The sequence below is a fragment of the Roseomonas acroporae genome, assembly GCF_023223525.1.
Taxonomy (GTDB): domain Bacteria; phylum Pseudomonadota; class Alphaproteobacteria; order Acetobacterales; family Acetobacteraceae; genus Roseomonas_E; species Roseomonas_E acroporae.
Window position 1 is genome coordinate 94905 of record NZ_JALPRX010000073.1, and the last position, 25800, is coordinate 120704.

26 protein-coding genes and 2 pseudogenes are annotated in these 25800 nt (G+C 71.6%); 11 read left to right on the forward strand and 17 right to left on the reverse strand.

What is annotated here, in order from left to right:
- Positions 1 to 68 precede the first annotated feature (68 nt).
- Together M0638_RS17050 and M0638_RS17055 are read left to right on the forward strand one after the other, a co-directional pair.
- Entirely contained in the window at positions 69 to 941 is an 873-nt protein-coding gene (locus tag M0638_RS17050; RefSeq protein ID WP_248668203.1) for a fumarylacetoacetate hydrolase family protein, read from the forward strand.
- On the forward strand, positions 938 to 2116 hold the full coding sequence (locus M0638_RS17055; RefSeq protein WP_248668204.1) for a 3-hydroxybenzoate 6-monooxygenase: 1179 nt from the start codon (positions 938 to 940) through the stop codon (positions 2114 to 2116). The genes M0638_RS17050 and M0638_RS17055 overlap by 4 nt, the downstream gene beginning before the upstream one ends.
- Before the next feature lie 17 nt (positions 2117 to 2133).
- On the opposite strand, the gene M0638_RS17060 is transcribed toward M0638_RS17055, so the two are convergent.
- Positions 2134 to 3030, reverse strand: coding sequence for an IclR family transcriptional regulator (locus M0638_RS17060; RefSeq protein ID WP_248668205.1), 897 nt, complete (start codon positions 3028 to 3030; stop codon positions 2134 to 2136).
- A gap of 121 nt (positions 3031 to 3151) precedes the next feature.
- Positions 3152 to 3313, reverse strand: a pseudogene (locus M0638_RS17065) (IS256 family transposase); the annotation flags it as partial.
- Between the two features lie 59 nt (positions 3314 to 3372).
- On the opposite strand from M0638_RS17065, the gene M0638_RS17070 reads away from it, so the two are divergent.
- Positions 3373 to 4137 (forward strand): IS6 family transposase, encoded by a 765-nt coding sequence (locus M0638_RS17070; RefSeq protein WP_248668206.1) that lies wholly within the window; start codon positions 3373 to 3375, stop codon positions 4135 to 4137.
- Between the two features lie 270 nt (positions 4138 to 4407).
- Here the strand turns inward: M0638_RS17070 and M0638_RS17075 are convergent, their stop codons facing one another.
- The 8 genes from M0638_RS17075 to M0638_RS17110 all read right to left on the reverse strand — a co-directional run bounded on the left by M0638_RS17075 (position 4408) and on the right by M0638_RS17110 (position 12529).
- On the reverse strand, positions 4408 to 6096 hold the full coding sequence (locus M0638_RS17075) for an FAD-dependent monooxygenase (RefSeq protein WP_248668207.1): 1689 nt from the start codon (positions 6094 to 6096) through the stop codon (positions 4408 to 4410).
- Positions 6097 to 6258: 162 nt separating this feature from the next.
- Positions 6259 to 7236: a Bug family tripartite tricarboxylate transporter substrate binding protein gene (locus M0638_RS17080; RefSeq protein ID WP_248668208.1), complete on the reverse strand. Its 978-nt coding sequence runs from the start codon at positions 7234 to 7236 to the stop codon at positions 6259 to 6261.
- Between the two features lie 55 nt (positions 7237 to 7291).
- Positions 7292 to 8272: a tripartite tricarboxylate transporter substrate binding protein gene (locus M0638_RS17085; RefSeq protein WP_248668209.1), complete on the reverse strand. Its 981-nt coding sequence runs from the start codon at positions 8270 to 8272 to the stop codon at positions 7292 to 7294.
- A 32-nt stretch (positions 8273 to 8304) separates the two neighbouring features.
- Positions 8305 to 9318 (reverse strand): VOC family protein, encoded by a 1014-nt coding sequence (locus tag M0638_RS17090; protein ID WP_248668210.1) that lies wholly within the window; start codon positions 9316 to 9318, stop codon positions 8305 to 8307.
- Between the two features lie 25 nt (positions 9319 to 9343).
- Complete coding sequence (locus M0638_RS17095; protein ID WP_248668211.1) at positions 9344 to 9886, reverse strand: carboxymuconolactone decarboxylase family protein; 543 nt, start codon at positions 9884 to 9886, stop codon at positions 9344 to 9346.
- 49 nt (positions 9887 to 9935) lie between these two features.
- Complete coding sequence (locus M0638_RS17100; RefSeq protein ID WP_248668212.1) at positions 9936 to 10907, reverse strand: Bug family tripartite tricarboxylate transporter substrate binding protein; 972 nt, start codon at positions 10905 to 10907, stop codon at positions 9936 to 9938.
- A 201-nt stretch (positions 10908 to 11108) separates the two neighbouring features.
- Entirely contained in the window at positions 11109 to 11753 is a 645-nt protein-coding gene (locus tag M0638_RS17105) for a polysaccharide deacetylase family protein (RefSeq protein WP_248668213.1), read from the reverse strand.
- Positions 11741 to 12529 (reverse strand): GntR family transcriptional regulator, encoded by a 789-nt coding sequence (locus M0638_RS17110; RefSeq protein WP_248668214.1) that lies wholly within the window; start codon positions 12527 to 12529, stop codon positions 11741 to 11743. Before M0638_RS17110 ends, M0638_RS17105 begins: the two co-directional genes overlap by 13 nt.
- Before the next feature lie 74 nt (positions 12530 to 12603).
- On the opposite strand from M0638_RS17110, the gene M0638_RS28885 reads away from it, so the two are divergent.
- Together M0638_RS28885 and M0638_RS29330 are read left to right on the forward strand one after the other, a co-directional pair.
- Positions 12604 to 12915 (forward strand): transposase, encoded by a 312-nt coding sequence (locus M0638_RS28885; RefSeq protein ID WP_345893041.1) that lies wholly within the window; start codon positions 12604 to 12606, stop codon positions 12913 to 12915.
- A 200-nt stretch (positions 12916 to 13115) separates the two neighbouring features.
- Positions 13116 to 13274 (forward strand): annotated as a pseudogene (locus M0638_RS29330) (ISL3-like element ISMdi2 family transposase); the annotation flags it as partial.
- 126 nt (positions 13275 to 13400) lie between these two features.
- On the opposite strand, the gene M0638_RS17125 reads toward M0638_RS29330, so the two are convergent.
- Positions 13401 to 14381: a LysR family transcriptional regulator gene (locus M0638_RS17125; RefSeq protein ID WP_248668215.1), complete on the reverse strand. Its 981-nt coding sequence runs from the start codon at positions 14379 to 14381 to the stop codon at positions 13401 to 13403.
- A gap of 117 nt (positions 14382 to 14498) precedes the next feature.
- Between M0638_RS17125 and M0638_RS17130 the strand changes: the two genes are divergently transcribed.
- Positions 14499 to 15434, forward strand: coding sequence for a DUF6282 family protein (locus tag M0638_RS17130; RefSeq protein ID WP_248668216.1), 936 nt, complete (start codon positions 14499 to 14501; stop codon positions 15432 to 15434).
- Between the two features lie 7 nt (positions 15435 to 15441).
- On the forward strand, positions 15442 to 16623 hold the full coding sequence (locus M0638_RS17135) for an amidohydrolase family protein (protein ID WP_248668217.1): 1182 nt from the start codon (positions 15442 to 15444) through the stop codon (positions 16621 to 16623).
- Here the strand turns inward: M0638_RS17135 and M0638_RS17140 are convergent.
- Entirely contained in the window at positions 16596 to 17543 is a 948-nt protein-coding gene (locus M0638_RS17140; RefSeq protein WP_248668218.1) for an NAD(P)-dependent oxidoreductase, read from the reverse strand. The genes M0638_RS17135 and M0638_RS17140 overlap by 28 nt on opposite strands.
- On the opposite strand from M0638_RS17140, the gene M0638_RS17145 reads away from it, so the two are divergent.
- Positions 17542 to 18330: a class II aldolase/adducin family protein gene (locus M0638_RS17145; RefSeq protein ID WP_248668219.1), complete on the forward strand. Its 789-nt coding sequence runs from the start codon at positions 17542 to 17544 to the stop codon at positions 18328 to 18330. The genes M0638_RS17140 and M0638_RS17145 overlap by 2 nt on opposite strands.
- Before the next feature lie 56 nt (positions 18331 to 18386).
- Here M0638_RS17145 and M0638_RS17150 read toward each other — a convergent pair whose 3' ends face one another.
- From M0638_RS17150 to M0638_RS17170, 5 genes are all read right to left on the reverse strand, one after another.
- Positions 18387 to 19349, reverse strand: a complete 963-nt coding sequence (locus M0638_RS17150) for a Bug family tripartite tricarboxylate transporter substrate binding protein (protein WP_248668220.1) — start codon at positions 19347 to 19349, stop codon at positions 18387 to 18389.
- 170 nt (positions 19350 to 19519) lie between these two features.
- Positions 19520 to 20005 (reverse strand): hypothetical protein, encoded by a 486-nt coding sequence (locus M0638_RS17155; protein WP_248668221.1) that lies wholly within the window; start codon positions 20003 to 20005, stop codon positions 19520 to 19522.
- A gap of 147 nt (positions 20006 to 20152) precedes the next feature.
- Positions 20153 to 20989 carry an IclR family transcriptional regulator gene (locus M0638_RS17160; RefSeq protein WP_248668222.1) on the reverse strand — a complete coding sequence of 279 codons (837 nt, stop codon included), beginning with the start codon at positions 20987 to 20989 and terminating at the stop codon, positions 20153 to 20155.
- Between the two features lie 85 nt (positions 20990 to 21074).
- Entirely contained in the window at positions 21075 to 21998 is a 924-nt protein-coding gene (locus M0638_RS17165; protein ID WP_248668223.1) for an SMP-30/gluconolactonase/LRE family protein, read from the reverse strand.
- A gap of 46 nt (positions 21999 to 22044) precedes the next feature.
- Positions 22045 to 23103, reverse strand: coding sequence for a Bug family tripartite tricarboxylate transporter substrate binding protein (locus tag M0638_RS17170; protein ID WP_248668224.1), 1059 nt, complete (start codon positions 23101 to 23103; stop codon positions 22045 to 22047).
- 114 nt (positions 23104 to 23217) lie between these two features.
- Between M0638_RS17170 and M0638_RS17175 the strand changes: the two genes are divergently transcribed.
- From M0638_RS17175 to M0638_RS17185, 3 genes are all read left to right on the forward strand, one after another.
- Entirely contained in the window at positions 23218 to 23895 is a 678-nt protein-coding gene (locus M0638_RS17175; protein ID WP_282572091.1) for an RraA family protein, read from the forward strand.
- A gap of 304 nt (positions 23896 to 24199) precedes the next feature.
- A complete protein-coding gene (locus M0638_RS17180) occupies positions 24200 to 25165 on the forward strand; it encodes a Bug family tripartite tricarboxylate transporter substrate binding protein (protein WP_248668226.1) in 966 nt (321 codons plus the stop codon).
- 47 nt (positions 25166 to 25212) lie between these two features.
- Positions 25213 to 25800 (forward strand): NAD(P)-dependent oxidoreductase (locus M0638_RS17185; protein WP_282572092.1); only part of this gene is annotated, 588 nt, incomplete at its 3' end.

Consider the following 25800-nt stretch of genomic DNA (forward strand, 5'->3'; position numbering starts at 1 on the left):
ACCGCCCCGCCCCCGCCGATCGGGCGGGACACACCGTCCGCAACGTCCGACAACCATCCGAGAAAGCCATGCGACTCTGCTTCTTCAACGAAGGCCGCCTTGGCCTCGTGCGCGGTGACGTGGTGCACGACGTCAGCGATGCGCTCGACGTCCTGCCGGCGGCACGCTACCCGTTCCCCCGCCACGATCTCCTGATCGAGCGCCTGCCCGAACTGCGCCAGCGCATCGATGCCGTCGCCGGCACGCGGACGGTTCCCGTCGCTGCCGCGCGCTTCCAGAGCCCGGTCGCCAACCCCGGCAAGATCGTGGCGGCGCCGGTGAACTACCGCAAGCACCTGGAGGAGGCCATCGCCGAGCCCGAGACCTTCTCGCGCGCGCATGTGCGCCAGATCCAGGAGACCGGTCTCTTCCTGAAGGCGACCAGCTCCCTGATCGGCGCCTCGGAGCCGGTGCGGATCCGCCATGCTGACCGGCGGACCGACCACGAGGTGGAACTCGCCGTCATCATCGGCCAGCGCTGCAAAGGCGTGAGCCGGACCGCGGCGCTCGACTACGTCGCTGGCTACTGCATCGGTCTCGACATCACCGTGCGCGGCCCCGAGGAGCGGTCGCTGCGCAAGTCCCTCGACAGCTACACCGTGCTTGGCCCCTGCCTGGTGACCGCCGACGAGCTGGGAGAGCCTGCGGGCCTGGATCTGGCCCTCACGGTGAACGGCGAAAGCCGGCAGATGGCGAACACGCGGGACCTGATCCTGGACGTTCCCGCGCTCATCGAGTTCGCCTCCTCCTTCTACACGCTCGAGCCGGGCGACGTGCTGCTGACCGGCACGCCGGAGGGCGTGGGGCCGATCCGGCCCGGCGACGAGATGCATGCGCGCATCGACCGCCTGGGCGAGATGCGCGTGCGGGTGGAACTCGAAGCCGAGGGAGGCGCGGCATGACCGGGTCGATGAAGCCGCCCATGCTGATCGCCGGGGCCGGCATCGGCGGTCTCGCCGCCGCGCTGGCGCTCGTGCGGCAGGGATACGAGGTCGACGTGCTCGAGCAGGCGACCGAGATCCGCGAGATCGGCGCCGGCATCCAGTTCGGCCCCAACGGCTTCAAGATGATGGAGCGGCTGGGCCTGCGCGACGCGGCGGACCACCTCGCCGTCTTTCCCGACGACCTGATCCTGATGGATAGCGTGACCTCGGAGGAGGTGACGCGCATTCCCGTGGACCAGCCCTTCCGCGACCGGTTCGGCTACCCCTACGCACTGATCCACCGCGCCGATCTGCACAAGGTGCTGCTGGACGCGTGCCGGGATACCGGCAGGGTGCGCTTCCACGGCGGCTGCAAGGTCGAGAGCTTCGAGGATGACGGCGACGAGGTTCGTGTCGTCACCAGCAGGGGCGACAGGTTCAGGGGCGCGGCCTTCATCGGTGCCGACGGCCTCTGGTCGAGGACCCGCGAGGCGATCGTCGGCGACGGGCGGCCGCGCATCTCGGGCCACATCGCCTACCGGGCGGTGCTGCCGATCGCCGACGTGCCGGAGGAATACCGGCGGAACGCGATGATCCTCTGGGCGGGCCCCAAGAACCATCTCGTGCAGTACCCGCTGCGCGGTGGCGAGCTCTTCAACCTCGTCGCCGTTTTCCACAGCAACCGCTACGAGGAGGGCTGGAACACCGAGGGCGATCCGCAGGAGCTGCGGGAGCGCTTCGCGGGGACGTGCGAGACCGTGCAGACGCTGCTGGGCAAGATCCAGACCTGGCGCATGTGGGTGCTCTGCGACCGCGACCCGATCAGGGACTGGAGCCGCGGCCGCGTCACGCTGCTGGGCGACGCCGCCCATCCCATGCTGCAATACCTGGCGCAGGGGGCGTGCATGGCGATCGAGGATGCCGTGGTCCTGGCCGAGACGTTGCAGGCGCACGGCGGGGATGTCGCCGCGGCGTTCCAGGAATACCAGAAGGTACGCTACCTGCGGACCGGCAAGTGCCAGATGATGGCCCGCCTCTATGGCGAGTTCTACCACGCGGACGGCGTCAAGCGGGACCTGCGCAACCAGATGCTCGCATCCCGCACGCCGGCGCAGGCCTATGAGGGCCTGGCCTGGCTGTACGACGGCGTATGACCGGCGGCCGCAGGGGATCAGCGGCGGCTGGACGCGCTCGGCCGCCGCGGTTTCTCCTGCCCGGCGGCGGGCCGTTCCGATCGGCGTCCCGGCACCGGGGTTGCCGGGACGGGTGCGGGAACGCGCCCGCCGGCTACCGTCTCTTGCGCCGACTGGAGCCCGGCGAGCACCTCCAGGGCGCTGCCGATCGTCCGTCCCGCGGTCTGCAGCCTGTCCGACAGGGCGGGCACCGCCTGCGATCGGCCGTCCGGATCGGGCAGGACGAAGCCGAGGCTGCCGACGACGCCGCCATCAGGGGCGAACAGGGGGACGGCGATGCCGGTCACGCCGGGATCGAGTTCGGCATGGGTGACGGTGGCGTCGGCGGTCCGCAGCCGCCGCAGGCTCTGCTTCACCTCGTTCCAGTCCCTGCCCAGGGAAACCGCCTGCATGTCGTCGGCGTGGTCCCGATGGAATGCCCGTACGAAGCGGGCGGGCATGTGGGCCAGGATGGCCTTGGAGGCTGCGCCGCGATGCAGCGGCATCAACCGCCCTCGTTCATAGCTGATCACGCGGTCCAGGTTCCCGCTGTATTCCTGGTGCACGCACATGACCTGGTCGCGGTACAGGCGGCACAGGAGCAGCACGCCGGGCACCTCGATTTCGGACGCCAGCCTCTGCATGATGGGGCGTGCCGTCTTGATCAGGGGATCGAGCAGGCGGATCTGGCGATCGAGCTGGACGATCGCCGGGCCGAGTACGTAGCGGCCGGCAGTGAATGCCACGATGAGACCGGATGCGCTGAGGCTGCGGAAGAACCGGTATGTCGTGCTCACGCCAAGGCCCATGTGCTTGGCTGCCGCCTCGACTGTCCATTCAGGGGTCTCGATCGTGAAAAGACCGAGGATGGACAGCAGCTTGTCAGACGTGTTCATCTGACGGCAAGCCTAGTACGCCGGTTCCGGCTTGGCCAGTGCGGCAGGCGCGGTCTGTCGGGTGGTGTCGAAGGTGGCTGGAAATGACGGCGTGCGCCTTCGACGTGGTGACGGTATCGGGTCAGGCGGCGAGGTCAATGCTGCTCCTGGCGGGTGGCTGGTCGAGGGTCCGCCATCCGTCGACCTTGCGCATGCCGATCTGGCCCGAGGCGAGCAGGGCCCGGAACAGCATGGCTGCGGTTTCGGCCGAGGGCAAAACGGTCTGGGTCTTGATGCGCCGCTTGGGCATTGTCACGCCGGCGATCGATTTCCGCAACGATCGGGCTGGGCCAGGCTCACCGGATGACGAGCGGCCCCGCCACTTACCCCGGCTACCGCTTCCCGGCTGAGATCATCAGCCACGCGGTGTGGCTGTATCATGTGTTCAGCCTCAGCTCGCGGGACGTCGAGTTGCTTCTGGCCGAGCGGGGCATCGTCGTCACCCACGAGACCATCCGGCGCTGGTTCCTCCGCTCCGGCGCCGACCTCGCCTGCAAGCGGCGTCGACGGCGACCCGGGCCGGGCGATGTCTGGCACCTCGACGAGATCTTCCTGAGGATCAACGGCGAGCTGCACTACCTCTGGCGTGCCGTGGACCAGCATGGCGTGGTGCTCGACATCCTGGTACAGAGCCGGCGCGACGCCAGTGCCGCCAAGCACTTCTTCAGGCACCTGCTGAAGGAGCTCCAATACAAGCCGCGACGCCTGGTCACCGATGGCCTGCGCAGCCACGGCGTGGCGCAGCGTGAGGTCCTGCCTGACGTGCGGCACCGGAGCAGCCGCTACCCGAACAACCGCGCCGAGAACTCCCATCGCCCAACCCGGCGCCGGGAACGGCAGATGCCACGCTTCCAGTCAGCCAATCAGGCGCAGCGATTCCTCTCCGCACAGGCGATGATCCATGGCCACTTCCGGCCACGTCGGCACCTGATGTCAGCCGACCAGTACCGTCGTGCTCGCGCCAAACCCTTCCGGGTGTGGCAGCAGGAGACGTGTGTCCAGACGGCACCGCAAGCTGCCAATCCTGCTCCACTCCGCCCAACCCCGGCATCGACTTCAACAAGTTGACGATGCCGGTCGATTTCCTCGATGTTCGGTCGGCACTCGGCTCAGCCTGACCTCGTGCTCATCGAAGAAGGGCACCACCTGGTCATTCAGCAGATCGGCCGCGGTGATCCGATGATCTGCCGCGGCCTGGGACACGCTGCGCCCTGCAGACACCACATCCTGTGCTTTGATCGACCCGCGCACAGGCCTCACGAGAGCGTCTCTCGGACCCGCTGCCGAGCGCGATCCAGCCTCTGGTCTTACCTGTTCCGCGGAGGGGTCTGCTTCCGTTCAGGAACTGCCAGCGGACAAAGCCGAGGACCGGAAGGGGCGCTCGGCGGATGGGGGCGCGGTGTCCTCCGCCAGCAGCCTCCGGATGATCGCCGTGCCATCGGACGGTGGGATCGCGGAGCGCCAGGCGATGAAGCCGTCAGGGCGGACGATCAGGTGCCTTCCCCCCAGCCGGGCGGCGACCGCCGGCGAAACGTGCACGATCCTGACGATCGTGCCGCGCGCCTCGAACGCGCGTACCAGCGCCGCCGCCCCGGCCGGCTCGCTGGTGATGACCGAGAACCAGTCGCCGCAACGGTCGTGGAGCGTGCCGCCCTGCTCGTCCCAGACGAGCGGCAGCCGCCCCCCCGGCTTGCAGGACGGCTCGTAGACCTCCGCGTCCCAGCGTGGCGCCGGCGTTCCGTCGTCGATCACGATGGACGACGCATCGTAGCGGTCGCCGAGATAGAGGCCCATGGCGTCGAAATGCTTGCCATGCCCCGCCCTCGATCGCGCGATCGCGTCGAGCGCCTCCGCCCGCCCGGCCGGCTCCTCGTCCAGCCTCTGGCCGGCCAGCAGCACGCCGCGGATGTAGCGGCGGTTGTCCGTCGCCTCCGCCGCGCTGCGCTCGACGATCGGCCGCCGCTCCGGGCCATAGGTGTCGAGGAGTTCCGGGGGCGCCCAGCCCCGGACGACCGCGGCGAGCTTCCAGGCAAGGTTCACCGCGTCACCCAGGCCGGTGTTCAGCCCGTAGCCGCCGGTGGGGGACATGAGGTGAGCCGCGTCGCCGGCCAGCAGGGCGCGTCCGACGCGGTAGCTTCCCGCCACCAGCTCCCGGGGCGTCCAGGGCCACCAGCTGACGATCTCGAAGGGGATGTCGCACCCGATCGCCCGGCCGACCATCGCCGCCGGGTCGTGCGTCCCTTCCGTCTCGTCCGGCATGAGATGGCGCGAGAACACCCATTCGTCGCGGCCGTCGATCGCGAGGATGGCGCCGTTGGCGCCCTTCCGCATGATCCAGAACAGCATGGCGGATTCCCGGCCGGCGGCACGGAGCAGGCCGGGGCAGCGGAAGAAGACGTTGACCGAGGCACCGACGCTGCCGGTCCCGCCCATCCGCACGCCCATCGCGCGGCGCACCGCGCTCCGCCCGCCGTCGCACCCGACGAGGTAGCGCGCCGCGATCCTCCTTTCCGCTCCCGACATGTCCCGCACGACGGCGACGATGCCGTCCGCCGTCTCGGCATGGCCGACGAATTCGTGGCCCGGGCGGTGGGACACGGAGGGCTGCGCGACGGCGAAAGCGTGCAGCACCGGCTCCAGCCGATGCTGCCCGACCACCACCTTGGCGTAGCGGGACCAGTGGAGCTGCGGAAATTCGCGCAGGATGGCGGCGTCGCGCCGCCGCATCTCGGCGATGGTCGGGTAGCGGAGGCGCAGCACCTCCTCGCCGGCCAGATCGTCGACGAAGGACACGTCCATGCGGAAGTCTTCGGGAACCGCCGCGTCCAGGACCCGGTCGACGATTCCCCAGGAGCGGAATATCTCCATCGAGCGAGGGCCGAGGCAGGTCGCCCGCGGGTGCTCGTGGAAGCCCGTCTTGGCGTCGATCACGACGCAGCCGACGCCGCGGCGGCCGAGGTCGCCGGCAAGCGCCAGGCCGACGGGCCCGCCGCCGACGACGAGGACGTCGCAGGATTCGATGCTCATGCCGCGACCCTCCGAGGGAAGCTGGCGGAACGATCGGGACGATGCAAGGCGCTGTTCCTTCCAAGCGAACCTCTCGAGGTTCGCGCATGGACGAATGGCTGAGCAGGCCTGCGCAGCCTGCCTCCGCCGAAATCCAGCCGTGGCGCAGGCCGCGAAGCCTGCTCAGTCCAGGCGGATCTCGTACCGTCTGATGACCGCCCCCCAGCGCTCGGCCTCGCTCCGGACGAAAGGGGCGAACGCTTCCGGTCCCATCGGGGTCATCACGAAGCCCTGCTCCTCGAAGCGCCCGACCAGCGCGGGCATCCGCAGGGCCTCGGCGATCGGGCGGTACACCTCCTCCACGACCGACGCGGGGGTGCCGCTGCGCGCCGCCAGGCCGAACCAGACGCTCATGCGCAGCTGTTCCAGCCCGGCCTCCGCGGTCGTCGGGATATCCGGCAGCAGCGGCAGGCGCTCGGGCGTCGCGACGGCGAGGACCCTGAGCTTCCCCGCGGCGAGGTAGGGCAGCCCGGCGCCGATGCCGTCGAACAGCAGGTCCACCCGGCCGCCGATCAGGTCCGTCATGGCGGGGGCGGAGCCGCGATAGGGCACGTGGGTCAGCCGCATCCCCGTCGCGCCGCGCAGCATCTCGCCGAGGATGTGGCCGGGGGAGCCCGTGCTCTGCGAGGCGTAGGCGAGATCGCGCTGCCGCCCGGCCTCGACGAGTTGCCCGAGGGACCGCGCCGGGCTGTCCGCCGGGACGAACAGGGCGACCGGCATGGCCATGCAGCCCGCGACGGGCGCGAGGTCCGTCAGCGGATCGTAGGAGAGGTTCCGGAACAGGGCGCCGTTGTAGGCGAGGTGGCCCATGTCCCCGATGAGGAGGGTGCGCCCGTTGGCCGGGGCGTGGAGCAGGGCCGTCGCGGCGATCTGGCCGCCGGCGCCGGGCCGATTGTCGACCACGACCGTCCGCCCCGAGACGCCCGCCACGCCGCTGCCGATCGCGCGCGCCATCTGGTCGGCCGGTCCGCCGGCGGCGAAGGGCACGAGGATGACGAGCGGCGCGCGGTCCGGCTGCGCCAGGGCCGGCCGGGAGAAGGGCGTGGCCAGGCCCGCCCCAGCGGCCAGGGCCGCGTGGATGATCCGTCGGCGGCTCGTCATGTCATGTCTTCTCCGTTCTCCCGGATGGCCTGTGCGACGCCGGCGCGCGGGGGGCTCAGGACGGCACCAGGCCGGCCGCGCGCATCAGCCGCCCCTGGCTCACCAGGTCCGCGGCGAGGCGCGCCCGCATGGCCGACGGGCCGGGATCGAGCACGATGAAGGCGTTGCGCTCGGCGAAGTCCCGGAACGGTGCGGCGTTCGTCACCGCGGCCATCGCCGAGGAGAGAGCGGCCACCCACTCTTCGGGCAGGCCGGGCGGGGCGGCGAGGCTGTACCAGCCGCCGGGGGCGAAGTCGCGGATGCCCAGCTCCTCGAAGGTCGGCACGCCGGGCAGGAGCGGCGAGCGCTGCGGCAGGGCGACCGCCAGGGGACGGATCCGGCCTTCCTCCAGCAGCGGCTTCGCGGCGGCGACGGGCGCGAACATGAGGTCGAGGCGCCCGGCCATGAGGTCGCTCAGCACGGGGGCCGCGCCCGAATAGGGCACGTGGGTGAATTCCGCGCCGCAACGGATCGACAGGTCGACCATGGGCAGGTGGCCGGTCGTGCCGATGCCCTGGCTGCCGTAGCTCACCCGGCCCGGCGCCGCGCGCGCGGCCTCCAGCACCTGGGAGAGGCTTTCCCAACGGGGGGACGCCACGAGTCCGTAGACGGAGTCGACGATCAGGGTGACGTGGGTGAAGTCGGCGACCGGGTCGTAGCCGGGATGCCGGAAGGCGTGTGGCGCGTTCGCGAAGGTCGCGACCGTCCCGAGCAGCAGCGTCCGGCCATCCGGCCGCGCGCGCGCGACCTGGCGGGCGGCGAGGGTGGTGGAGGCGCCCGGCCGGTTCTCGACGACGAGGACGTTCCCGAGCCGCTCCGCGAGGCCGGCCGCGAGGATCCGTCCCAGGGCGTCGGCCGGCCCGCCGGGCTGGTAGGGCACCACGAGGGCGGTGGTGAGCCCGCGCGGCCATTCCGCGACCGGCTGGGCCAGGGCGGGGGCGGCCGCCCCCGCCGCGGCGAGGGCCGCGAGTACCGCACGGCGTCCGACCTGCGACATCGCTGCTTCCTCCCCGCGCCGCGCCGGCCGGCTCAGCCGGCCGCCCATGCCGCCAGGTGGTCCTCCAGCGTGACGCGTCCCGGCACGGGGCCGGCGGGCGTCGGCGGGACGCCCGCGAACACCGTCGCCTCCTCGAACCAGCGGCGCGGGGCGGGATACCCCCAGTCCATCGTTCCCTTGCGCTTCTCGGCGTCCCAGCGTACCGGCACCTGCTCCAGGTCCGTCATGTTGTGCGGCGCCTCCAGCACCAGCTCCACGCGGTGGCCGTCGGGATCCCGGAAGTACACGTACTGGACGTGCCCCTGGCCGTGCCGGCCCGGGCCGCGCTCCACCGAGCTGCCGTAGCCGTGCAGCCCGGCGGCGTCGCAGGCGCGCATCATGTCGTTCAGGCTCGGCGTGACGTAGGCGAAGTGGTGCAGGCGGGGACCGGGCCCGGGAAGGAAGACGAGGTCCCAGGGGATGTCCTTGCGGTGCATGAAGGCGCCCGTCATCGCGTCCTCCGGCCCGGCCACGACGTAGTCCGAGGTGCGGAAGCCGAGCGCGGTGTAGAAGCGGCAGGCCGCGGCGACGTCGGTCACGTGGATCTGCTTGTGGTCGAAGCGGAGCGCCGCGCCGCCTGGGTGGTGGTCGGTCTGGAACAGGCGGCGCGGCGCGAGGTCCATCCTGGCGACGAACTCGAGCGGCATGCCGAACGGGTCGCTGACGTGCAGCGTCCGGCCCTGGTGGGGCGCTTCCGCCCAGCTCGCCGGCAGGCCGAGCCCGGCGAAGTGCCGCGCCGCCTTGTCCAGCTCCTCCTCGGTCAGGACGCGCAGGCCGACGCGCTCGCAGGCGGGCACGCCGTCCGATCGCCGCAGCACGAGGCTGTGGTGCGCCACCTCCTCGATGCCGCGCAGGTAGAGGGTATCCGCGTCCTCCTCCGTCACGACGAGGCCGATGACGCGCGTGTAGAAGTCGCGGCTGGCCGCGAGGTCGCGCACCGTCAGCACCGCGTGGCTTGCGCGCGTGATGTTGAAGGGCGGGTAGAAGACGGGATCGGGGAAGCGCATGGGGGCCTCTCGACGACGGGCTGGGTCAGACGCGGCGGAACCAGGGCTCGTTCGCGATGCGCAGGGGACCGTTGATGCGCGCGACGGCGTTGTACCAGGCCACCGCCATGACGAGGTCCATCGCCTCGCGAACGGTGAATGCGTCGGTCAGGCCGGACCAGGTCGCGTCCGTTACCTCGATCGCGCTGGTGGCCTCGGCGGCGTATCGCAGCACGGCGCGCTCGCGCACGTCGAAGAGCGGCGAGGTCTCGAAGTGGTCGAGCGCCTCGAGCTGCTCGCGCCGCACGCCGGCGCGGACAGCATGGTTCCAGTGGTGCTCGAACTCGTAGGCGGATCGCGCGACGTGTGCCGTCATCATGATGCCGAGCTCGCGGTAGCGCGCGTCGAGCACGGCGCCGTGCCGCATCTCCCGCGTGAAGGTGAGGAGGGCGTCGAGCAGGTTCGGCATGTTCGCGAGGGCAAGGAAGACGTGCGGCGTCGGGTCGCCGCGCTCGCGCACCATGCGGTCGTAGGCGTCGCGGTGGGACTCGGGGAACTCGTCGCGGGTCGGCAGGGGCACGCGGGCCATCGGGGGTCTCCGGCTGGACGGGATCTGGCGGGCCAGGCAGGGCCGGCGGTCACTGGACGACGATGTCGCGGTCCCGAATGACGCGCCCCCACTCCTCCCACTCCCGCGCCACCTTCTCCCGCAGGGCGGGCAGGGTGATGGCGGGCGGGAGCATGGAGGCCTCGGCCACCCGCGCGCGGCTGGCGGGCAGGGCCATGGCGGCCGTGACCTCCGCATGGAGCCGCTCGACGAGCGCCGGCGGCGTGGCGGCCGGGGCGAAGAGGCCGAGCCAGTAATCCATGTTGACGGAGGAAGCGACCGTCTCGGAGACGAGTGGCACGTCCGGGAAGAGGGGCGAGCGCCGCTCCCCCACCTGCGCCAGGACACGTCCCCGGCCCTGGGCCAGGAGCGGCCGGGCGGTCATGACGTCGAGGAGCGCGACCTGCACGTCGCCGGCGAGAAGGGCCGAACCGAGCGGGCCGCCGCCGTTGTAGGGGATGTGCGTCAGCACCGTGCGTGTCTCCGCCATGAACATCTCCATGGCGACGTGGCTGAAGGAGCCGACGCCGTGGCTGCCGAGGTTGAGGCGACCGGGCCGGGCGCGCAGCGTCGCCACGAAGTCCTCGATCGTGGCGGCCTCGACCGCGTCGCCGACGACGATGACGGAGGGGCCGCTGAGCGTGAGGGCCACGGGAGTCAGGTCGCGCGGTGTCACGTAGGGCGGCGGGCGGCGGAGCTGGGGCGCGATCGCCGTGCCGCTGTTGGAGTTGTAGACGAGGGTGTGGCCGTCCGGCGCCGCGCGCACGGTCGCGAGGGTGCCGAGGATGCCGCTCGCGCCCGGCCGGTTCTCCACGACCACCGGGCGCCCGAGGGACCGGCCCAGCGGCTCGGCCAGCACGCGGGAGAAGATGTCGGTCTGGCTGCCCGGGGCGGAGGGGGCGATGAGGGTGATCGCGCGGTTGGGAAAGCCCGGCTGTGCCCGGGCGGCGGCGCCGGCGAGAAGGCACGCACCGCCGAGGAGCAGGGCACGTCTGTCCGCCATGGGCTTCCTCCGTGTGCGTTCTGCGGCGGGGTGGTGGCCTGCGCCGAGCGATCTGGACGTCGGGCTGAGCATTGGTCCGCGGCGAGGATAGCGTCAAGCGAATATCGACATTTTTGATCGAAAGTCTGGAGCGACCACCCCGACCGCCGCGCACCAGGCGGGAGAATGCCCCTGCCTACCTCCGATCGCGGGCGGCCATCCTCAGCCCATCACCATCCCCGACAGGTCGCCCACGACTTCGCCGCCTCGGATCGGCACGCAGTCCGGCGGGAAGTCCTGGCGGAAGCGTGCCCCCGCCGCGGCCGCTGCGTCGAGGAAGCGGTCGAGATGCGCCATGGCGCCGGTAGGCAGATCGTGGAGCACGAGCAGGGTCCAAGGCCTTTCCGCGATCTGGCGCAGGGCCGTCTCACACCAGCCTTCCGGGTCGGCCCAGTCGCGCGGCACGGCGTTCCACAGCACGCAGGTGAAGCCGCCTGCCCGGAGCGTCCGCACCGCCTCGGCGTTCAGCAGGCGCCGGTCCAGGTGGCCGCCGCCGCCGAAGGGACGGAACAGCCGCAGCGGGTGTGCGAGTTCGCCGATGGCCGCCTGGGTGTCCAGGATCTCGCCCGATGAATGGCCGGTCTCGGCAAGTTCGCCCAGGGGCGTTCCGTGCGACCAGGTATGGTTGCCGATCCAGTGGCCTTCCTCATAGGCCTGCCGCGCGAGCGCCGCACCCGCCGGCACGGCAAGCTTGCGCCCGATCGTGAAAAAGGTGGAACGGAGGCCGCGAGCCCTCAGGCTGTCCAGCACCTGCGGTGTGACCGTCGGTTCCGGGCCGTTGTCGAAGCTGAGCGTCAGGTCGAACACGCCATCTCCTCCGGACGGGGCGACACGGGATCGCTGTCCAGGGTGTCGGGCCATCCGTGCTCCCGGCAGGAGCGCACGATATCGTCCGCCGTGCGTTGCAGATGGGCCGCCATCAGCGCTGAGGCGGCATCAGCGTCGCCGGCCAGGACCGCGTTCCGGATCGCCAGGTGTTCGGCCTGGACGTCCCGCGGCTTGGCGCGGATCAGGGGTGCCAGCCGCCGGTACCGCTCCGTTCGCTCGTAGAGGACGGCGCGGAACCGGAGGAGATTGTCGAGGCCGCAGACACCGACGAGTGCGCTGTGGAACCGCGCGTGCCTGGTCGACCAGGTTTCATGCTCGCTCTCGCTCATCTCGGTGGCGGGGCGGCCCGCCGCGTCGAGAGACTGCCAGGTCTCATCCACGAACGACCGCCAGGCATCGTTCCCCCGGGCCATGGATCGGCGCAGGGCGAGGCCTTCGATCTCGACGCGCGTCTGGGTGAGGTCGCGCAGGTCGGCCAGTGAGAGGGGGCTCGCCCGGAATCCGCGCTGGTCCTCCGCCACGACAAGTCCGTCGGCCATCAGCCGGGACAGCGCCTCGCGGACGAGGGCGTAGCTGACCTGGAAGCGCTTGCTGAGCGTCGCGATGGCGAGTTTCTCGCCCGGGCGGAAGCGGCAGGCAATGATCTCCGCCCGCAATCTCGCCTGAACGGCCGAGGTCAGGCTGCGCGCCTCCTGCGCCCCATCCTCTCTCCCCACGAACAGACCGAACGCGACCGGCGTGTTGAGCGGGTTCATCCGCGGTACGTCCGACATCCGCGGCACTTTGCCCTCAAGGCCTCGAGCTTTCAACGAAAATCGCAAATCTACGAGTGAGAGGGTATTTGGCAATTTCATGTCGCGCTGATCGGCCGGCTCGGCGAGCCGATCGGCCCCCATCTCCGGACAACACCCGGGCCGGCGCTGCCCTGGCAGGCTGGACGGCCGAGGCGCGCGACAGTGCGTTGGTCAGCTTCGCCCGGGGCATCGGGCGCGACATCGCCGCCGTGGTCGCCGCCATGACCACGCCGTGGTCCACCAGCCCGGTCGAGGGACACATCAACCGCCTCAAGACGATCAAGCGATCCATGTACGGCCGCGCCGGGTTCGGTCTCCTGCGCTCCCGTGTCCTGCAGGCCGCATGATCATGACAAGCAGCATGCTTTCCGCGGGAGAACCCGGAATCACCGGCCGCTTTGCGTCGGATTACGCAGGCGCGGCTCGCGGCCGGCTGCGAGAACGCCATGACGCTGCGGCGCGCGTTGCGGGAACGGGGCTTCCGCGGAACGGCGAGGCGGGTCCACCGCTGGCTTGGCCCGCGACGCACGTCACCACCTTCGCCTGGCTGCTGCAGGACGGCGCGGCGGTGAAGGCCGCGCTCACCACGCCGTGGAGCAGCGGGCAGACGGAGGGACAGGTGGGCAAGCCGAAGCGGCTCAGGCGCCAGACCTTCGGGCGCGCCAGCTTCGACCGCCTCCGGCGCCGCGTGCTCCTCGCCGCCTGAACCACGCTTCCCGCGGAAGAGCCCATCGGGGCAATCTCAGTCGCGCGTCATCGAGCGAGCTTGGCCCAGACAGATCGTTTCGGCAATGCCTCGTCAGCGTGACAATGCCCTATGCTCGGTCGCAGATCATAGACGGTGCCGTAGAGGCCCCACCGGTTGTCGCATCGTCGTGGCCGCCCGCGCGACGGCCGCGACCAGGGCATCGATCGGTGCGTCGCTACGTCGCCCGACATGCCATACCGCGCCGATGGTCCGGCTCGGCACCTCGCCATCCAGCAGCCTGACCGCCAGCCCGGCCAGACCGGCGATGGCGGTGGCAGGCAGCAGGCTTGGCCCCAGCCCGGCCCGGACCAGCGCCAGGATGGCGCCGATCCCCTCCAGCTCCGCCGTCACCCGTGGAGCAAGGCCGATGGCCGCGAAGGCAATGTCGACGGCATCGCGCAGGCCAAAGCCCGGCGGCGGCAGCACCAACCCCTCCTCGGTCAGCGCCGCCAGTGGCAGCGTTCCGGTCCGGTGCGCGAGCGGGTGGCTAGGCGGCAGCACCACGACGAAGGGATCCTCGATCAGGTCTTGCCAGACGAGTCGTGGATCGCTGGGGCGTACCCCGATGAAGCCGAGATGCTGCCGGCCGTCGATCACCTCGGCCATGATCTGGCTGGAGCGGAAGCCCGTCACCCGCAGCGGCACCTGCGGCCAGTCCCGCCGCCATCCGGGCAGCGCAGCGGCGAAGACGCCTTCCAGCATCGATTGCAGCACCCCGACGCAGAGCGTCGGATCCCTGCCGCCATCGAGCCGCTGCACCTCCTGCCGCAGGAAGGCCGCCTCGGCCAGAAGCCGTCCAGCCTGTTGCGCCAGGAAGCGGCCGGCCTCGGTCAGGGCGAGGGGCTGGCGGTCGCGGTGGATCAGCCGGGCGCCGATCTCCGCCTCCAGCACCTGGATCTGCCGCGTCAGCGCCGGCTGCGAGAGGTCGAGCTGCTGCGCCGCGCGGCGGAAGCCGCCTGCCTCGCTGACGGTCAGGAAGGCGCGCAGGCGCCGCAGGTTCATCATGGCCGTGCCCAGACCCTGGCCGGGGTGACGCGGATCGAGGCAGGGCGGCAGGGCCGGCACCGCCCCGATGCGGATTCCTGATCACCCGATGCCGACTTTCCCGTTGATGGCATCGGCCGGGGCGGACGACAACCGGGCTCGATCCGGCCTCCGGGTCATTGGCCCAGGAGTGCCGCCATGTCCTTCTCCTTCTCCCGTGCCGACACAGACCTGCTGCAGGGCGTGATCGACATGCACCTGCACACCATGCCCTGCCTGTTCGACCGGCCGCTCGACGATCTGGAGGCGGCCGAGCAGGCGCGGGCGGCGGGGTATCGCGGCCTGGTGCTCAAGAGCATCTACGTGCCGAATGCCGATCGGGTCGAACTGGTGCGCCGCGTGGTGCCGGGCATCGAACTGTTCGGTTCCATCGTGCTCAACCACAGCGTCGGCGGCCTGAACCCGGAGGCGGTGCGCACCGCCATCGGCTTCGGCGCCAGGGTGATGTGGCTGCCCACCGTGCATGCCCAGCATCATTTCGATCATTTCGGCATGCCGACCTACCCCTGGCTTGGCCAGCGCGCCGGCGCGCTGCCGCAAGTGCCCGTGGCGGGCATCCGCCTGGTCGACGAGTCCGGCGGGCTGAAGCCCGAGGTGACCGAGATCCTGGCGCTGGCCAAGGCCGCCGACCTGGTGACCGGCACCGGCCATGTCGCGCTCGACGAGGTCTATGCGGTGGCACGGGAGGCGCGGCGCATCGGCTACGAGAGGCTGGTGCAGACCCATGTCGGCTGGCACGCCACCGACTGGCCGATCGAGGATCTGAAGGCCCTGGCGGATCTCGGCCTCCGGTTCGAGTTCTGCATCAACCCGACCATGCCGAACCGGCAGCAGCAGAGCCCGCGCAAGCTGACCGACACGATCAAGGCGCTGGGCGTGGAGCGCTGTTTCGTCGCCACCGACCTGGGCCAGCACGACAACGCGCACCCCATCGAGGGCATGCGGATGTGGCTCCGCATCCTGGCGCTGCACGGCTTCTCCGCCGGTGAGATCGATCATCTGGCGCGCCGGCATCCGGCCACGCTACTCGGCCTCGACCCAGCGCCAGTGGCGCTTGCCCTGGCGGCGCAGTAGCGCCGGGATGCTGCTGCTGAAGCCGGAACGGCTGCTGGACGGCGACGGTCGCGCACTGCCGCCGGGCAGTGCCCTGCTGCTCGACGGCGCCCGGATCGCCGCCCTGCTGCCGCCCGGGGCGCCGGCGCCCGCCCGGGCCCGTCCCCTGGATCTGCCGCCCGGCTGCACCCTGATGCCTGGGCTGATCGACCTGCATGACTACCTCTCGGTGGATCCCGATCAGCCCGACCCGATGCAGCAGATGTTCGGCGCCGACACGGTATTGCGTTGCCGCGTCGCCGCGCGCCACCTGCGGCGCGACCTGCTGTCCGGCGTCACCACCCAGCGGATCATGGGCGAGGGCGGCGGGCTGGATGCCGCGCTTGCCGCCGAACAGCGGGCTGGCCACCTCGTCGGCCCGGCGTTGATCACGTCGGGTGCGCCCATTGCACCGACCGGCAGCCACCAGCAGCGTCCGGAGGGCGGGCTGGACGACGCGGCGGCGCTGAGCCGGGCCATCGAGGAAGCGGCGGCGGCCGGGCACGGCTGGATCAAGCTGGTCGCCACCGGCGGCATCAACGGCCGCGGCCTCGGCCCTGCCGAAGCTGCCTACGCGCCAGAATTGCTGCGCCACGCGGTGCGGGCGGCGCGGGCGGCCGGATTGCGCGTCGCCGTCGCGGCACAGGGCGGCCCGGCGGCGATCGCGGCGGCCGAGGCCGGGGCCGACACGCTGGAGCACGGGGCGCTGCTGGAGGCCGAGGGCATCGCGGCACTGGCCGCCAGCGGCACGGCCTGGGTGCTGACGCCGGGTCGCTTCCTGCGCCCGGATGGCATCCCGCTCGCGGCCGCGCGGGACCCGGCCGTTGCCGCCCGCCTCGCCAGGGTCGCCGGGGCCTTGCGCGCGGCGGTGCCGCTGGCGGTCGCGCGCGGGGTGCGGCTCGGCCTCGGCGCCGACAACATGCATGGGCGCTTCGGCGACGATGTCGGCCGGCTGGTGGCGCTCGGCGCGCCGCCGGCCCTGGCGATCGCGGCCGCGACCGGCGGCGCGGCGGCGATCCTCGGCCTCGACGACCGGGGGCTGCTGCGCCCGGGGATGCGCGCGGACCTGCTGCTGGTCGACGGCGACCCGCTGCTGGCGCCGGACGCGCTGCAGCGGGTGCGCGGCGTGATCCAGGCCGGACGCTACGCGCTGGCAGGCCTGCCAGCGTGAAGGCCGAGCAGGTCCAGTACCGTTTCCTCCGCGATGGCCGCCGCCCGGGCCCGGGCGCCGAGGGTGGCGCCACCGATATGCGGCGTGAGGGTGACGTTGGGCAAGGCGGCGAGCGCCGCCGGCACCGCCGGCTCGCCCTCCAGCACATCGAGCCCGGCGGCGGCGATCATCCCTTGTTCCAGCGCGGCGATCAGGGCAGTCGTGTCGACCAGTTCGCCGCGCCCGACATTGATCAGTATGCCGTCCGGACCAAGCTCCCGCAGCACCGGCGTGCCGACCACGTGGCGCAGCCCAGCCCCGCCGGGCAACACCAGCATCAGCACGTCGCTGGCGGCGGCCAGCGCCGCCATGTCCGGCAGCAGCGCGATTCCGAGCCCCTCGGCCGAGGGCCGGGCCAAGCCGACGACGTGCATGCGCGCCGCCTCGGCCCGCCGGCGGATCGCCTGGCCGATGCGGCCGCCGACGCCGGCGATGCCCATCGTCGCCCCGGCCAGGCTGCGGCCCGGCGCGAAACGCGCACCTTGCCAGGCGCCGCCACGCGCGAAGGCATCGGCGGCGACCAGGCGGCGCGCCGTCATCAAGGTCAGAGCCATGGCCAGATCGGCGACGTCCTCGGTCAACGCCTCGCCCACCGCCCGCAACGCCACACCGCGCGCTGCCAGCGCCGGCCGGTCGATGCGGTCCAGCCCGGCCCCGAGCGAGATCAACAGTTCGAGCCCCGGCAGCAGCGCCAGCAGCGCTGCGTCGCAGCCCCGGGTGGCGTTGGTGATCAGCACCCGGACCGCCGCGCGTTCCGACGACGGCAGGGCGGCTATGGCAGCGGCATCGGCCACTTCCTGCAGCAGGCCACGCGCGACGAGGCATGGGTAGCTGCCACCCGGCAGCGCCGGAAAACAAAGGACAGAGGGGATGGTCTCCATGGCCGTCGAGCGTGACACCGGTCATCCGGTAGCGGAAGGGATCGCCCGCGCCCGGCGCGAGATGGCGGCGCTGTGCCGCCTGATGGCGCATTTCGGCCTGGACGACATCACCTCCACACATCTCTCCGTCCTGGTGCCGGGCCGGCCCGGCCACTACCTGCTCAACCCTTACGGCATGATGCTGGGCGAGGTACGCCCCGGCGACGCCGTCGAGGTGGATGCGGCAGGCGGCATCGTCGACCCGGGCAATGGCTGGCCGCTGAACCGAACTGCCATCGTCATCCATGGCGCGGTGCATCGCGCGCGGCCGGAGGTCGGCGCCGCGATCCATGCCCATACCCAGGCCGGCATCGCCGTCGGCGCCATGCCGGCGGGGCTGCTGCCGCTCAGCCAGTGGGCGCTGAAATTCCACGGCCTCACCGCCAGCCATGACTACGACGGCGCGGCACGCGGCGGCGGCCTGGGCGAGGCGATCGCGCGCGACCTGGGTACGCGGAACCTCGTGATGCTGATGCGCAACCACGGCACGCTGGCGGTCGGCGCGGACGCGCCGGCGGCGTTCATCCGGCTGTACTACCTGGAGCAGGCCTGCCGTGCGCAGCTGCTGCTCGGCGCGCGCACCGCCGACGATCTCGTGCTGCCGCCACCGCCGTTGCGCGACCGCGCCGCTGTCGAGCAGAACCAGGGCACGATGGATCACCGGCAGGACTTCCTGCCGGTCGGGCATCGGGAGTGGCCTGCCCTGCTCCGGCTGCTGGACCGCACCCAGCCCGGGTGGGATGTCTGAGCGTGCGCGCCGTCGCCCCGCCGTCCGCCGAGGGCCTGCGGGACCGCCGCGGCGTCTCAGTCGAGCCGTACGCCGCTCTCGCGCACCGCGGCCGCCCAGCGGTCGCGTTCGGCGGCCAGGAAGTGCTCCATCGCCGCGCCCTCGATCGCCATGTAGCGCGCGGCGCTGTGGCGCAGCACCGTAGCGAACGGCGGCGAGACGCAGAGCGCCGCCAGTTCCTGCCGCCAGCGCTCCAGCGCGGGGGCCGGCGTGCCGGTGGGCGCGAACATGGCATACCAGGAGGGTACGTCGTAGCCAGGCACCCCCGCCTCGGCCAGGGAGGGCACGTCCGGCAGGGCCTCGATGCGCTGCGCGGTGCTGACGCCGAGCGCCCGCAGCGTCCCGGCCCGTACCTGTTGCACGGCGCTCGGCGCACCATCGAACATCATGGCGATCTCGCCGCCGAGCAGACCGATCGCCGCCGGGCCGGAGCCGCGATAGGGCACGTGCAGCAGATCGATCCCGCCGGCGGCGCGGCACAGCAGCTCCATGGTCAGATGCGTGACCGAGCCGGCGCCGTAGGAGCCGTAGGCCAGCGCTCCCGGCCTGGCCTTCGCCTCGGCGATCATCGCCTTCAGGTCGGCGAAATCGTGCCTTGCCGGGTTGATCAGCAGCACGTTGGCGATGCCGATGAACATGCCGATGGGCACGAGATCCGCCGCCGGGTCGAAATTGAGGTGTGTGTAGAGCGCTTGGTTGATGGCGTTGCTCGACATGCCGCCGAAGAAGACGGTGTGGCCGTCCGGTACGGCACGGGCAGCCGCTTCGGCGCCCAGATTGCCGCCGGCACCGGGACGTGCCTCCACCACGACCGGTTGGCCCAGGGACTGCGACAACTGCTCAGCGGCGCCTCGCGCGAGAATGTCGGAGGCGCCTCCGGTGGCGAAGGGAATGACGATCCGGACCGGATGATCCGGCTTCCAGCGCGCCTGCGCGCGCGCGGCGGCTGGCAGGAGCAGGGTCCCGGTCAGCGGCAGCATGGAGCGACGAGACATTGTCGGGGTCAGCGGCACGGAATCACCTACCAGGATTTGATAGGAATGATTGATTAAAACGACAATATAATCAAACTATATTTTCAAGAAAAATAGCGAACAAGCTTTATAGTAATCAGTAATATTACGATATAATAATATTGTTTGTCCATGATTTATTGAAGGCGGACTGATGAGACCTGTGCACGGGTGCGCTTGATCTGGCGCAGCCGGTTCCGATGCGCTGTCGCTGTGAGGGTTGCGGAGGCGACGATGGCGCGGCGGGAGGCCGAGATGGTGCCGATGGTGCAGGCAGCCCTCGGGCTGTGGCCGGTGACGGCGCTCGAGGAGGCGACGCCGATGCTGGAACGATCGAGCAGGCTGAAGAAGTGGCAGATCATCAGGAACGGCACGAGGCGGAGGACGACCTTCCGCATGGTGGCGGTCTCGAGACCGGTGCCGGAAATGGCGGACAGGATTCCTCCTTTTCGTGCTTGGCGATTCACGTTGGGGCGGGCGGGAAGGCAGCGCTTCCCGACAGGCGTCCGGGCATGGTCCGGATAAAAATGAAATATAATTTCAATATAAATCGAGCCGGTGGCGTGCATTTCGGCCAGGATGCCGCGGCCGATGCGGCGCGGCAGGCCGATGCCGCCTCCCATGACTGGTCGGTGTTCGGGAAAGGGGGTGTCCCGAGCGGTCGCGCCGCCGCCCGGATGGTCTCCATGCCGCGCGGGCCAGCTACCCCGCCGTGGCGGGACGGTGGCCGCTGTCAGCCGGCTGCCGGCGATCGTGCCGGCGGCGCCGCGTCAGCCCGCGTCGCGCCGTCGGCGTGCCGAGGCCCTGCCGCCGGCCGGCTCCGGCGCAGCGGCAGCCTCGGCGGGCATGGCCGGCCCCTGCCCTGGCGGCCGCGACAGGACCTCCAGCGCCGGCCCCGCGGGCGGCTCGCCGCCCAGCGCCCGCGTCAGGTCCCGCGCGGCGCGCCACAGCGGCTCGCCGGCGGCCGTGGCGGCCTCGGCCGTCAGCCGGGTCACCGGCCCGGAGATGCTCAGCGCGCCGGCGAAGCGCTCGCCCGGCCCGAACACCGGCATGGCCAGCGCCGCCGTGTGCGGATCGTTGGCGCCTGATGTGAAGACCGGCAGGCGCAGCGTGGCGGCATAGGCCGGCACCGGCACGGCGCCGAAGGCGCGCAGCACCTGGGCGATGCCGGAATTGTCCATCGGCAGCATGTCGCCCTGGCGCACATGCAGCCGCAGCAGGTGCGGGCTGTCGGCCCGGAACAGGCAGAGCCGGTGCTCGCCGCGCTGGATGTAGAAGGCGGCACTCTCGCCGGTCCGGGCCACCAGCGCTTCGAGCACCGGCAGCACATGCGCCTCCAGCCGGAAGGATTGCTGGTAGATCGTGCCGAGGCGCAGCACCTCCGCGTCCAGCCGATAGGACCCATCCGGCAGATGCACGAGATAGCCGTGCTCCTCCAGCGAGATCGCCAGCCGCATGATGGTGCTCTTGACCAGGCCGGTGCGCTCGGCGAGATCGGCCAGGGAGACGGCGGCGTCGCCCTTGCGGAAGGCCGATAGCAGCGTCAGCGCCCGGTCGGCGGCGGCCACACCTTCCAGCGACGCCTTGGCCTTGCTCTTCCTATCCATGCCGCCGACGGTTAGGGCGGCGGCGGCGGGGCGGCAAGCCGTATCTCGGCGCCGGCCGCAGGAGCGCGACGCCCCACCGCCCGCCTCACGCGGCATGGGAATGGAGCGGCAGGCCGGGCGTCTCCAGTTCCGCCCGCAGGATGCTGCCGGTCTCGGATTCGGTGACGAACAGGCTGCGGTTCTCCGGCCCGCCGAAGGCGAGGTTGGTGGTGGACCAACCGGCGCAGGAGGCGATGCGATCCAGCGGTTCGGCGCGCGGCGACAGGCGCCAGACCGTGCCGAAGCCGGCGTGGCAGACCAGCAGGTTGCCGCCGGCATCCAGCGCCAGCCCGTCCGGGCCGCTCGGGCCGCCATGCAGGTGGCAGAACACGCTGGCCTTGGTGACGCTGCCGTCGGCGTGCAGCGGCAGGCGCCAGATCTGGTTGGCACGCGTCACCGCCACCAGCACCGCGCTGCGGTCGGGCAGGAGGACGATGCCGTTGGGGCTGGGCACCGTGTCGATCAGGCAGGTCAGCCGGCCCGCCGGCTCCAACCGGTACACCCGCCCGGTCGGGTCGTGCAGCCCGGTCTGGCCCTGGTCGGTGAAGAACAGGTCGCCGTTCTCGGCGAAGAAGAGGTCGTTGACCCCCTTGAAGCTCTCGGAGCGCACCGTCTCCAGAAAGGGCGTCACGGCGCCGGTGGCAGGATCGAGCAGCATCAGGCCGCGCTTGTAGTCGGTGAGGAAGATCCGCCCGTCGCGGTGGATCTTCAGCCCGTTCGGCCAGCCATCGTATTCCGCCACCTGCTCCCACTCGCCTTGCGGCGAGACGCGGAAGACGCGGCCGAAGGGGATGTCGGTGACGTAGAGGCGGCCCTGTCGGTCGAAGGCCGGGCCTTCGAGGAAGCAGTCGGTCTCGCGCCCGCCGCGGTTGGCCTCCGCCCAGGCGGTGCGGCGCGGGCGGCGGAAGCGGTCGGGCAGCCGGGTGAAGACGGCGGTCTCGAGGCGGCGGGGCGGGGCGAAGAAGCTCATGGTCGGGGAGTCCTGGCAGGGGATCGGAGACGAGGGACGAACGCGGCTACTGGCGCTCGATCTGCGCCTTGGCCGCGACCTCCTGCCAGCGATCGGCCTCCTGTCGGATCAGCGTGGCGAAGGCGGCGGGCGGCATGCCGCCGGGTTCCGAGGCGAGGGTGGCCAGGAACTCCTTCACCTCGGGCACCTCCAGCGCCCTGGCGACCTCGGCGTGCAGCCGTTCGACGATCGCGGGCGGCGTGCCCTTCGGCGCCGCGAGGCCGGACCAGTTCACCACGCCGAAGCCCGGCAGCCCGGCCTCGGCGAAGGTCGGCAGTTCCGGCAGGACGGCGGCGCGGTGGTCGCCGCTGATGGCGAGCGGCCGCAGCAGCCCGCCCCGGACGTTGCCGAGCGCCGAGCCCAGCGAGACCATGACCATGTCCACCTGTCCGGACAGCGCCGCCGTCACCGCCTCGCCGGCGCCCTTGTAGGGGATGTGGTAGAGGCGGATGCCGGCTGCCTGCTGGAACGCCTCCGTCGCGAAGTGCGGCGCGCTGCCGATGCCGCCCGTGCCGTAGGTGATCTTCTCCGGCTCGCGCTTCGCCGCCTCGATCAGCGCCTTCAGGTCGGCGTAGGGCGCGTTGCGGCCGACCGCGAGCATGACGGGGGAGAAGGCGCTGACGGTGATCGGCACGAAGGCCTGCGCGTGGTCGAAGGGCAGGCGGTTAAACAGGAAGGGCAGCATCGCGTAGGTGTTGTCCATCGCGAGCAGCGTGTAGCCGTCGGGCGCCGAGCGGGCGACGTCGGCGGCGCCGATCGTGCCGGTGGCGCCGGCCTTGTTCTCGACCACCACCGGCTGGCCCATCTGCTCCGACAGGCGCTGCGCGATGCGTCGCGCGATGGTGTCGACCGCGCCGCCGGGCGCCCAGGGAACCACCACCCGGATGGAGCGGGAGGGATAGGCGGCCTGCGCCCGGGCCGTTCCGGGGAAGGCGGGACCGCATGCGGCGCCGAAAGCGGCGGCGGCTGTCAGCAGGCCGCGCCGCGACAGGGTGCCGTGGCGGCCATCCGGCCGGCCCTGGCCGGCGGCGGCGTTGCGGAAATCCTGGACATGCCGATCAAACATCTTGCAAGGGCCTCCCGAACCCAGTATTTCGAAATCACGTTTCGATTATGCCCGGCGGGCCGGCTTGTCAACAACTCTCCGCCGGCCGATGGCGAGCCGAACAGGAGGAAGCAGATGGCTTCAGGGTTCCGTATCCTTCCCCGAGCACGGAAGGTGGATGCCGCGATGGCGGAGCGGTTCAGCCGTCTGCCCGTCGCCAATGTCAGCGATTCCATGTCGCGCATGACGGCCGGCGGGGCGCGGCTGCGGCCGATGCATGCCGGCGGCGTGCTGGCCGGCCCGGCCCTGACGGTGAAGGCCCGCCCCGGCGACAACCTGATGATCCACAAGGCGATCGGCCTGGCCGAGCCGGGCGACGTCATCGTGGTCGATGCCGGCGGCGACCTGACCAATGCCCTGATGGGCGAGATGATGCTGATGCAGATGATCAGGCGCGGCGTCGGCGGCATCGTGCTCAATGGCGCCATCCGTGACTCCGCCTATATCCGCGGCCAGTCCTTCCCGGTCTTCGCCGCCGGCGTCACGCATCGCGGGCCGTACAAGGACGGCCCGGGCGAGATCAACGTGCCGGTCGCGATCGATGGCATGGTGATCGCCCCCGGCGACCTCGTGCTGGGCGACGATGACGGGCTGCTCGCGGTTCCCTTCGACGAGTTGGAGTCGGTGCTCGCGAAGGCGCAGGCGAAGTTCGAGGCCGAGCAGAAGCAGATGGCCAACATCGAGGCCGGCACGCACGACGCCGCCTGGGTCGATGCCACGCTGCGCCGGCTGGGCTGCGAGGGGCTGGATTAGAGCATTTTCAAGCTGAGCGTCCTCGCTCAGCGGCTCGGAAAATGCGCCGGATCAACGGCTGGAGCCGTTCCGGCCTGATACAGTCAGGCTGGATCGGCTCTAGCCCCGCCAGGCCACCGCGCGGACAGCCCGGGGAGGCGACGCCTTCCCGGATGTTCCCCCCTCCCCCGGCGGTGCCCTGCATCGCAACGACATTTCCGCCGCCGTGACCCGCCCGCTGCGGCGGGATCGGACCGGCGCGGAGGAATCGCGACGCGCCGGCAGCCCTGCCGCGCGACGCCACGAGAAACACGAGAAACGTTCCATGCTGCGCCGCCGCTTCCTGACCGCCTGCACCCTCGCCGCCCTGCCGGCCACTGTCCGCGCCCAGACCACCGGCTGGCCCGGCGGGCGCGCCATCGAGGTGATCGTGCCCTTCGCCCCGGGCGGCGGCATGGACGTGATGGCGCGCGCCTTCCTGCCCTTCCTGCGGGCGGCGCTGCCAGGTTCGAACTTCGTCGTGATCAACCGCGCCGGCGCCGGCGGGCAGATCGGCACCGAGGCGGTGGCTAACGCCGCGCCGAACGGCTTCACCCTCGGCGCCGCCGCCTTCCCCTCGCTCGTCAGCACGCCGATCGAGCGACCCGTGCGCTGGAAGCCGGCGGAGCTGACCTACCTCGCCAACCTCGTGGACGATCCCTGCGGGCTGTTCGTCATCCCGTCCTCGCCGCTGCGCACGCTGCAGGACCTCGTCGCGGCGGCGAGGCGGGACCCGGGCGACCTGCCCTACGGCACCGCGGGAACGGGCGGCGACGACCACCTGGCCATGCTGATGACCGAGCAGGCCACGGGCATCCGCCTGACCCACGTGCCCTTCAGCGGCACCGCCCAGATCCTGCCGCCGCTGCTGGCCGGGCAGCTCGACATCGGCGCCTTCAATCTCAGCGAGGCGCTGCCGCTGCTGCGCGAGCGGCGCGTGCGCTGCCTCGGCCTCGCCGCGGCGGAACGCTCGCCTCTGGCGCCCGAGCTGCCCACCTATCGCGAGCAGGGCGTGGACGTGCTGGCCAGCGCCGGTCGCGGCTTCTTCGCGCCGCCCGGCCTGCCGGCGGCGATCCGGGAGCCGCTGCTCGGCGCCTTCCGTACCGCCCTCGCGGCGCCGGACTGGCTCGCGGCCGCCGAGCGCCAGTCCCTGCCGCTGCATCCGCTCGTCGGGGAGGAGTTCCGTTCCATGGTGCTGGGTGCGGAGGCGTCGCTGCGGGCGCTCTGGGCACAGCACCCGTGGAAGGACTGAGCCCCGCTCCCTTTCCCGCCCCCTCCGCTTCTTCGAAAGACCGACCCATGACCGACCACGCCGACCGCCCCAATGTCCTCGTCTCCGCCGCCTGGCTGGCGAAGGAGGCCGTCGCTCTGCTGGAGGCGGCGGGCTACGCCGTGCACTGCACCAGCGGCTACCCGAGCGAAGAGGAGCTGCTCGCGGCCATCGCCACCCACCGCCCGGTGGCGCTGCTGCACCGCCAGGGCTACATCAACGACACCGTCATGGACGCCGCCGCGCCGGCGCTGCGCGTCGTGGCGCGACACGGCGCGGGCATCGACGGCATCGACATCCCGGCGGCCCGCGCGCGCGGCCTGACCGTGACGCGCGCGGCCGGTGCCAATTCCCGCTCCGTCGCCGAGCACGCCATGGCGCTGATGCTCGCCATGCTGAAGGACCTGCCCTCGGTGGTGGACGGCATGCGGAACGGGCTGTGGGAGAAGACCTCCCGCATGACGCGCGACATCGACGGCGTGACGCTCGGAATCGTCGGCTACGGCGCGATCGGCTCCAAGGTGGCGCGCTACGCGGACGCCTTCGGCATGCGTGTCCTGGCCTACGACCCCTACCTGCCGGGCGACGCGCTGCCGGGACCGGGCGAGGGCGGCGCG

Bases quoted from the DNA above. Each gene is read 5' to 3' on its own strand.
- M0638_RS17090 (WP_248668210.1), bottom strand. From the start codon at position 9,318: ATGCGCTTCCCCGATCCCGTCTTCTACCCGCCCTTCAACATCACGCGC.
- M0638_RS17150 (WP_248668220.1), bottom strand. From the start codon at position 19,349: ATGCTGCCGCTGACCGGGACCCTGCTCCTGCCAGCCGCCGCGCGCGCG.
- M0638_RS17130 (WP_248668216.1), top strand. From the start codon at position 14,499: ATGTCCTTCTCCTTCTCCCGTGCCGACACAGACCTGCTGCAGGGCGTG.
- M0638_RS17100 (WP_248668212.1), bottom strand. From the start codon at position 10,907: ATGGCGGACAGACGTGCCCTGCTCCTCGGCGGTGCGTGCCTTCTCGCC.
- M0638_RS17075 (WP_248668207.1), bottom strand. From the start codon at position 6,096: ATGAGCATCGAATCCTGCGACGTCCTCGTCGTCGGCGGCGGGCCCGTC.
- M0638_RS17055 (WP_248668204.1), top strand. From the start codon at position 938: ATGACCGGGTCGATGAAGCCGCCCATGCTGATCGCCGGGGCCGGCATC.
- M0638_RS17085 (WP_248668209.1), bottom strand. From the start codon at position 8,272: ATGTCGCAGGTCGGACGCCGTGCGGTACTCGCGGCCCTCGCCGCGGCG.
- M0638_RS17145 (WP_248668219.1), top strand. From the start codon at position 17,542: ATGGCCGTCGAGCGTGACACCGGTCATCCGGTAGCGGAAGGGATCGCC.
- M0638_RS17070 (WP_248668206.1), top strand. From the start codon at position 3,373: ATGACGAGCGGCCCCGCCACTTACCCCGGCTACCGCTTCCCGGCTGAG.
- M0638_RS17095 (WP_248668211.1), bottom strand. From the start codon at position 9,886: ATGGCCCGCGTGCCCCTGCCGACCCGCGACGAGTTCCCCGAGTCCCAC.
- M0638_RS17170 (WP_248668224.1), bottom strand. From the start codon at position 23,103: ATGTTTGATCGGCATGTCCAGGATTTCCGCAACGCCGCCGCCGGCCAG.
- M0638_RS17140 (WP_248668218.1), bottom strand. From the start codon at position 17,543: ATGGAGACCATCCCCTCTGTCCTTTGTTTTCCGGCGCTGCCGGGTGGC.
- M0638_RS17080 (WP_248668208.1), bottom strand. From the start codon at position 7,236: ATGACGAGCCGCCGACGGATCATCCACGCGGCCCTGGCCGCTGGGGCG.
- M0638_RS17180 (WP_248668226.1), top strand. From the start codon at position 24,200: ATGCTGCGCCGCCGCTTCCTGACCGCCTGCACCCTCGCCGCCCTGCCG.
- M0638_RS17175 (WP_282572091.1), top strand. From the start codon at position 23,218: ATGGCTTCAGGGTTCCGTATCCTTCCCCGAGCACGGAAGGTGGATGCC.
- M0638_RS17155 (WP_248668221.1), bottom strand. From the start codon at position 20,005: ATGGGAGGCGGCATCGGCCTGCCGCGCCGCATCGGCCGCGGCATCCTG.
- M0638_RS17110 (WP_248668214.1), bottom strand. From the start codon at position 12,529: ATGAACCCGCTCAACACGCCGGTCGCGTTCGGTCTGTTCGTGGGGAGA.
- M0638_RS17135 (WP_248668217.1), top strand. From the start codon at position 15,442: ATGCTGCTGCTGAAGCCGGAACGGCTGCTGGACGGCGACGGTCGCGCA.
- M0638_RS17050 (WP_248668203.1), top strand. From the start codon at position 69: ATGCGACTCTGCTTCTTCAACGAAGGCCGCCTTGGCCTCGTGCGCGGT.
- M0638_RS17160 (WP_248668222.1), bottom strand. From the start codon at position 20,989: ATGGATAGGAAGAGCAAGGCCAAGGCGTCGCTGGAAGGTGTGGCCGCC.
- M0638_RS17060 (WP_248668205.1), bottom strand. From the start codon at position 3,030: ATGAACACGTCTGACAAGCTGCTGTCCATCCTCGGTCTTTTCACGATC.
- M0638_RS17165 (WP_248668223.1), bottom strand. From the start codon at position 21,998: ATGAGCTTCTTCGCCCCGCCCCGCCGCCTCGAGACCGCCGTCTTCACC.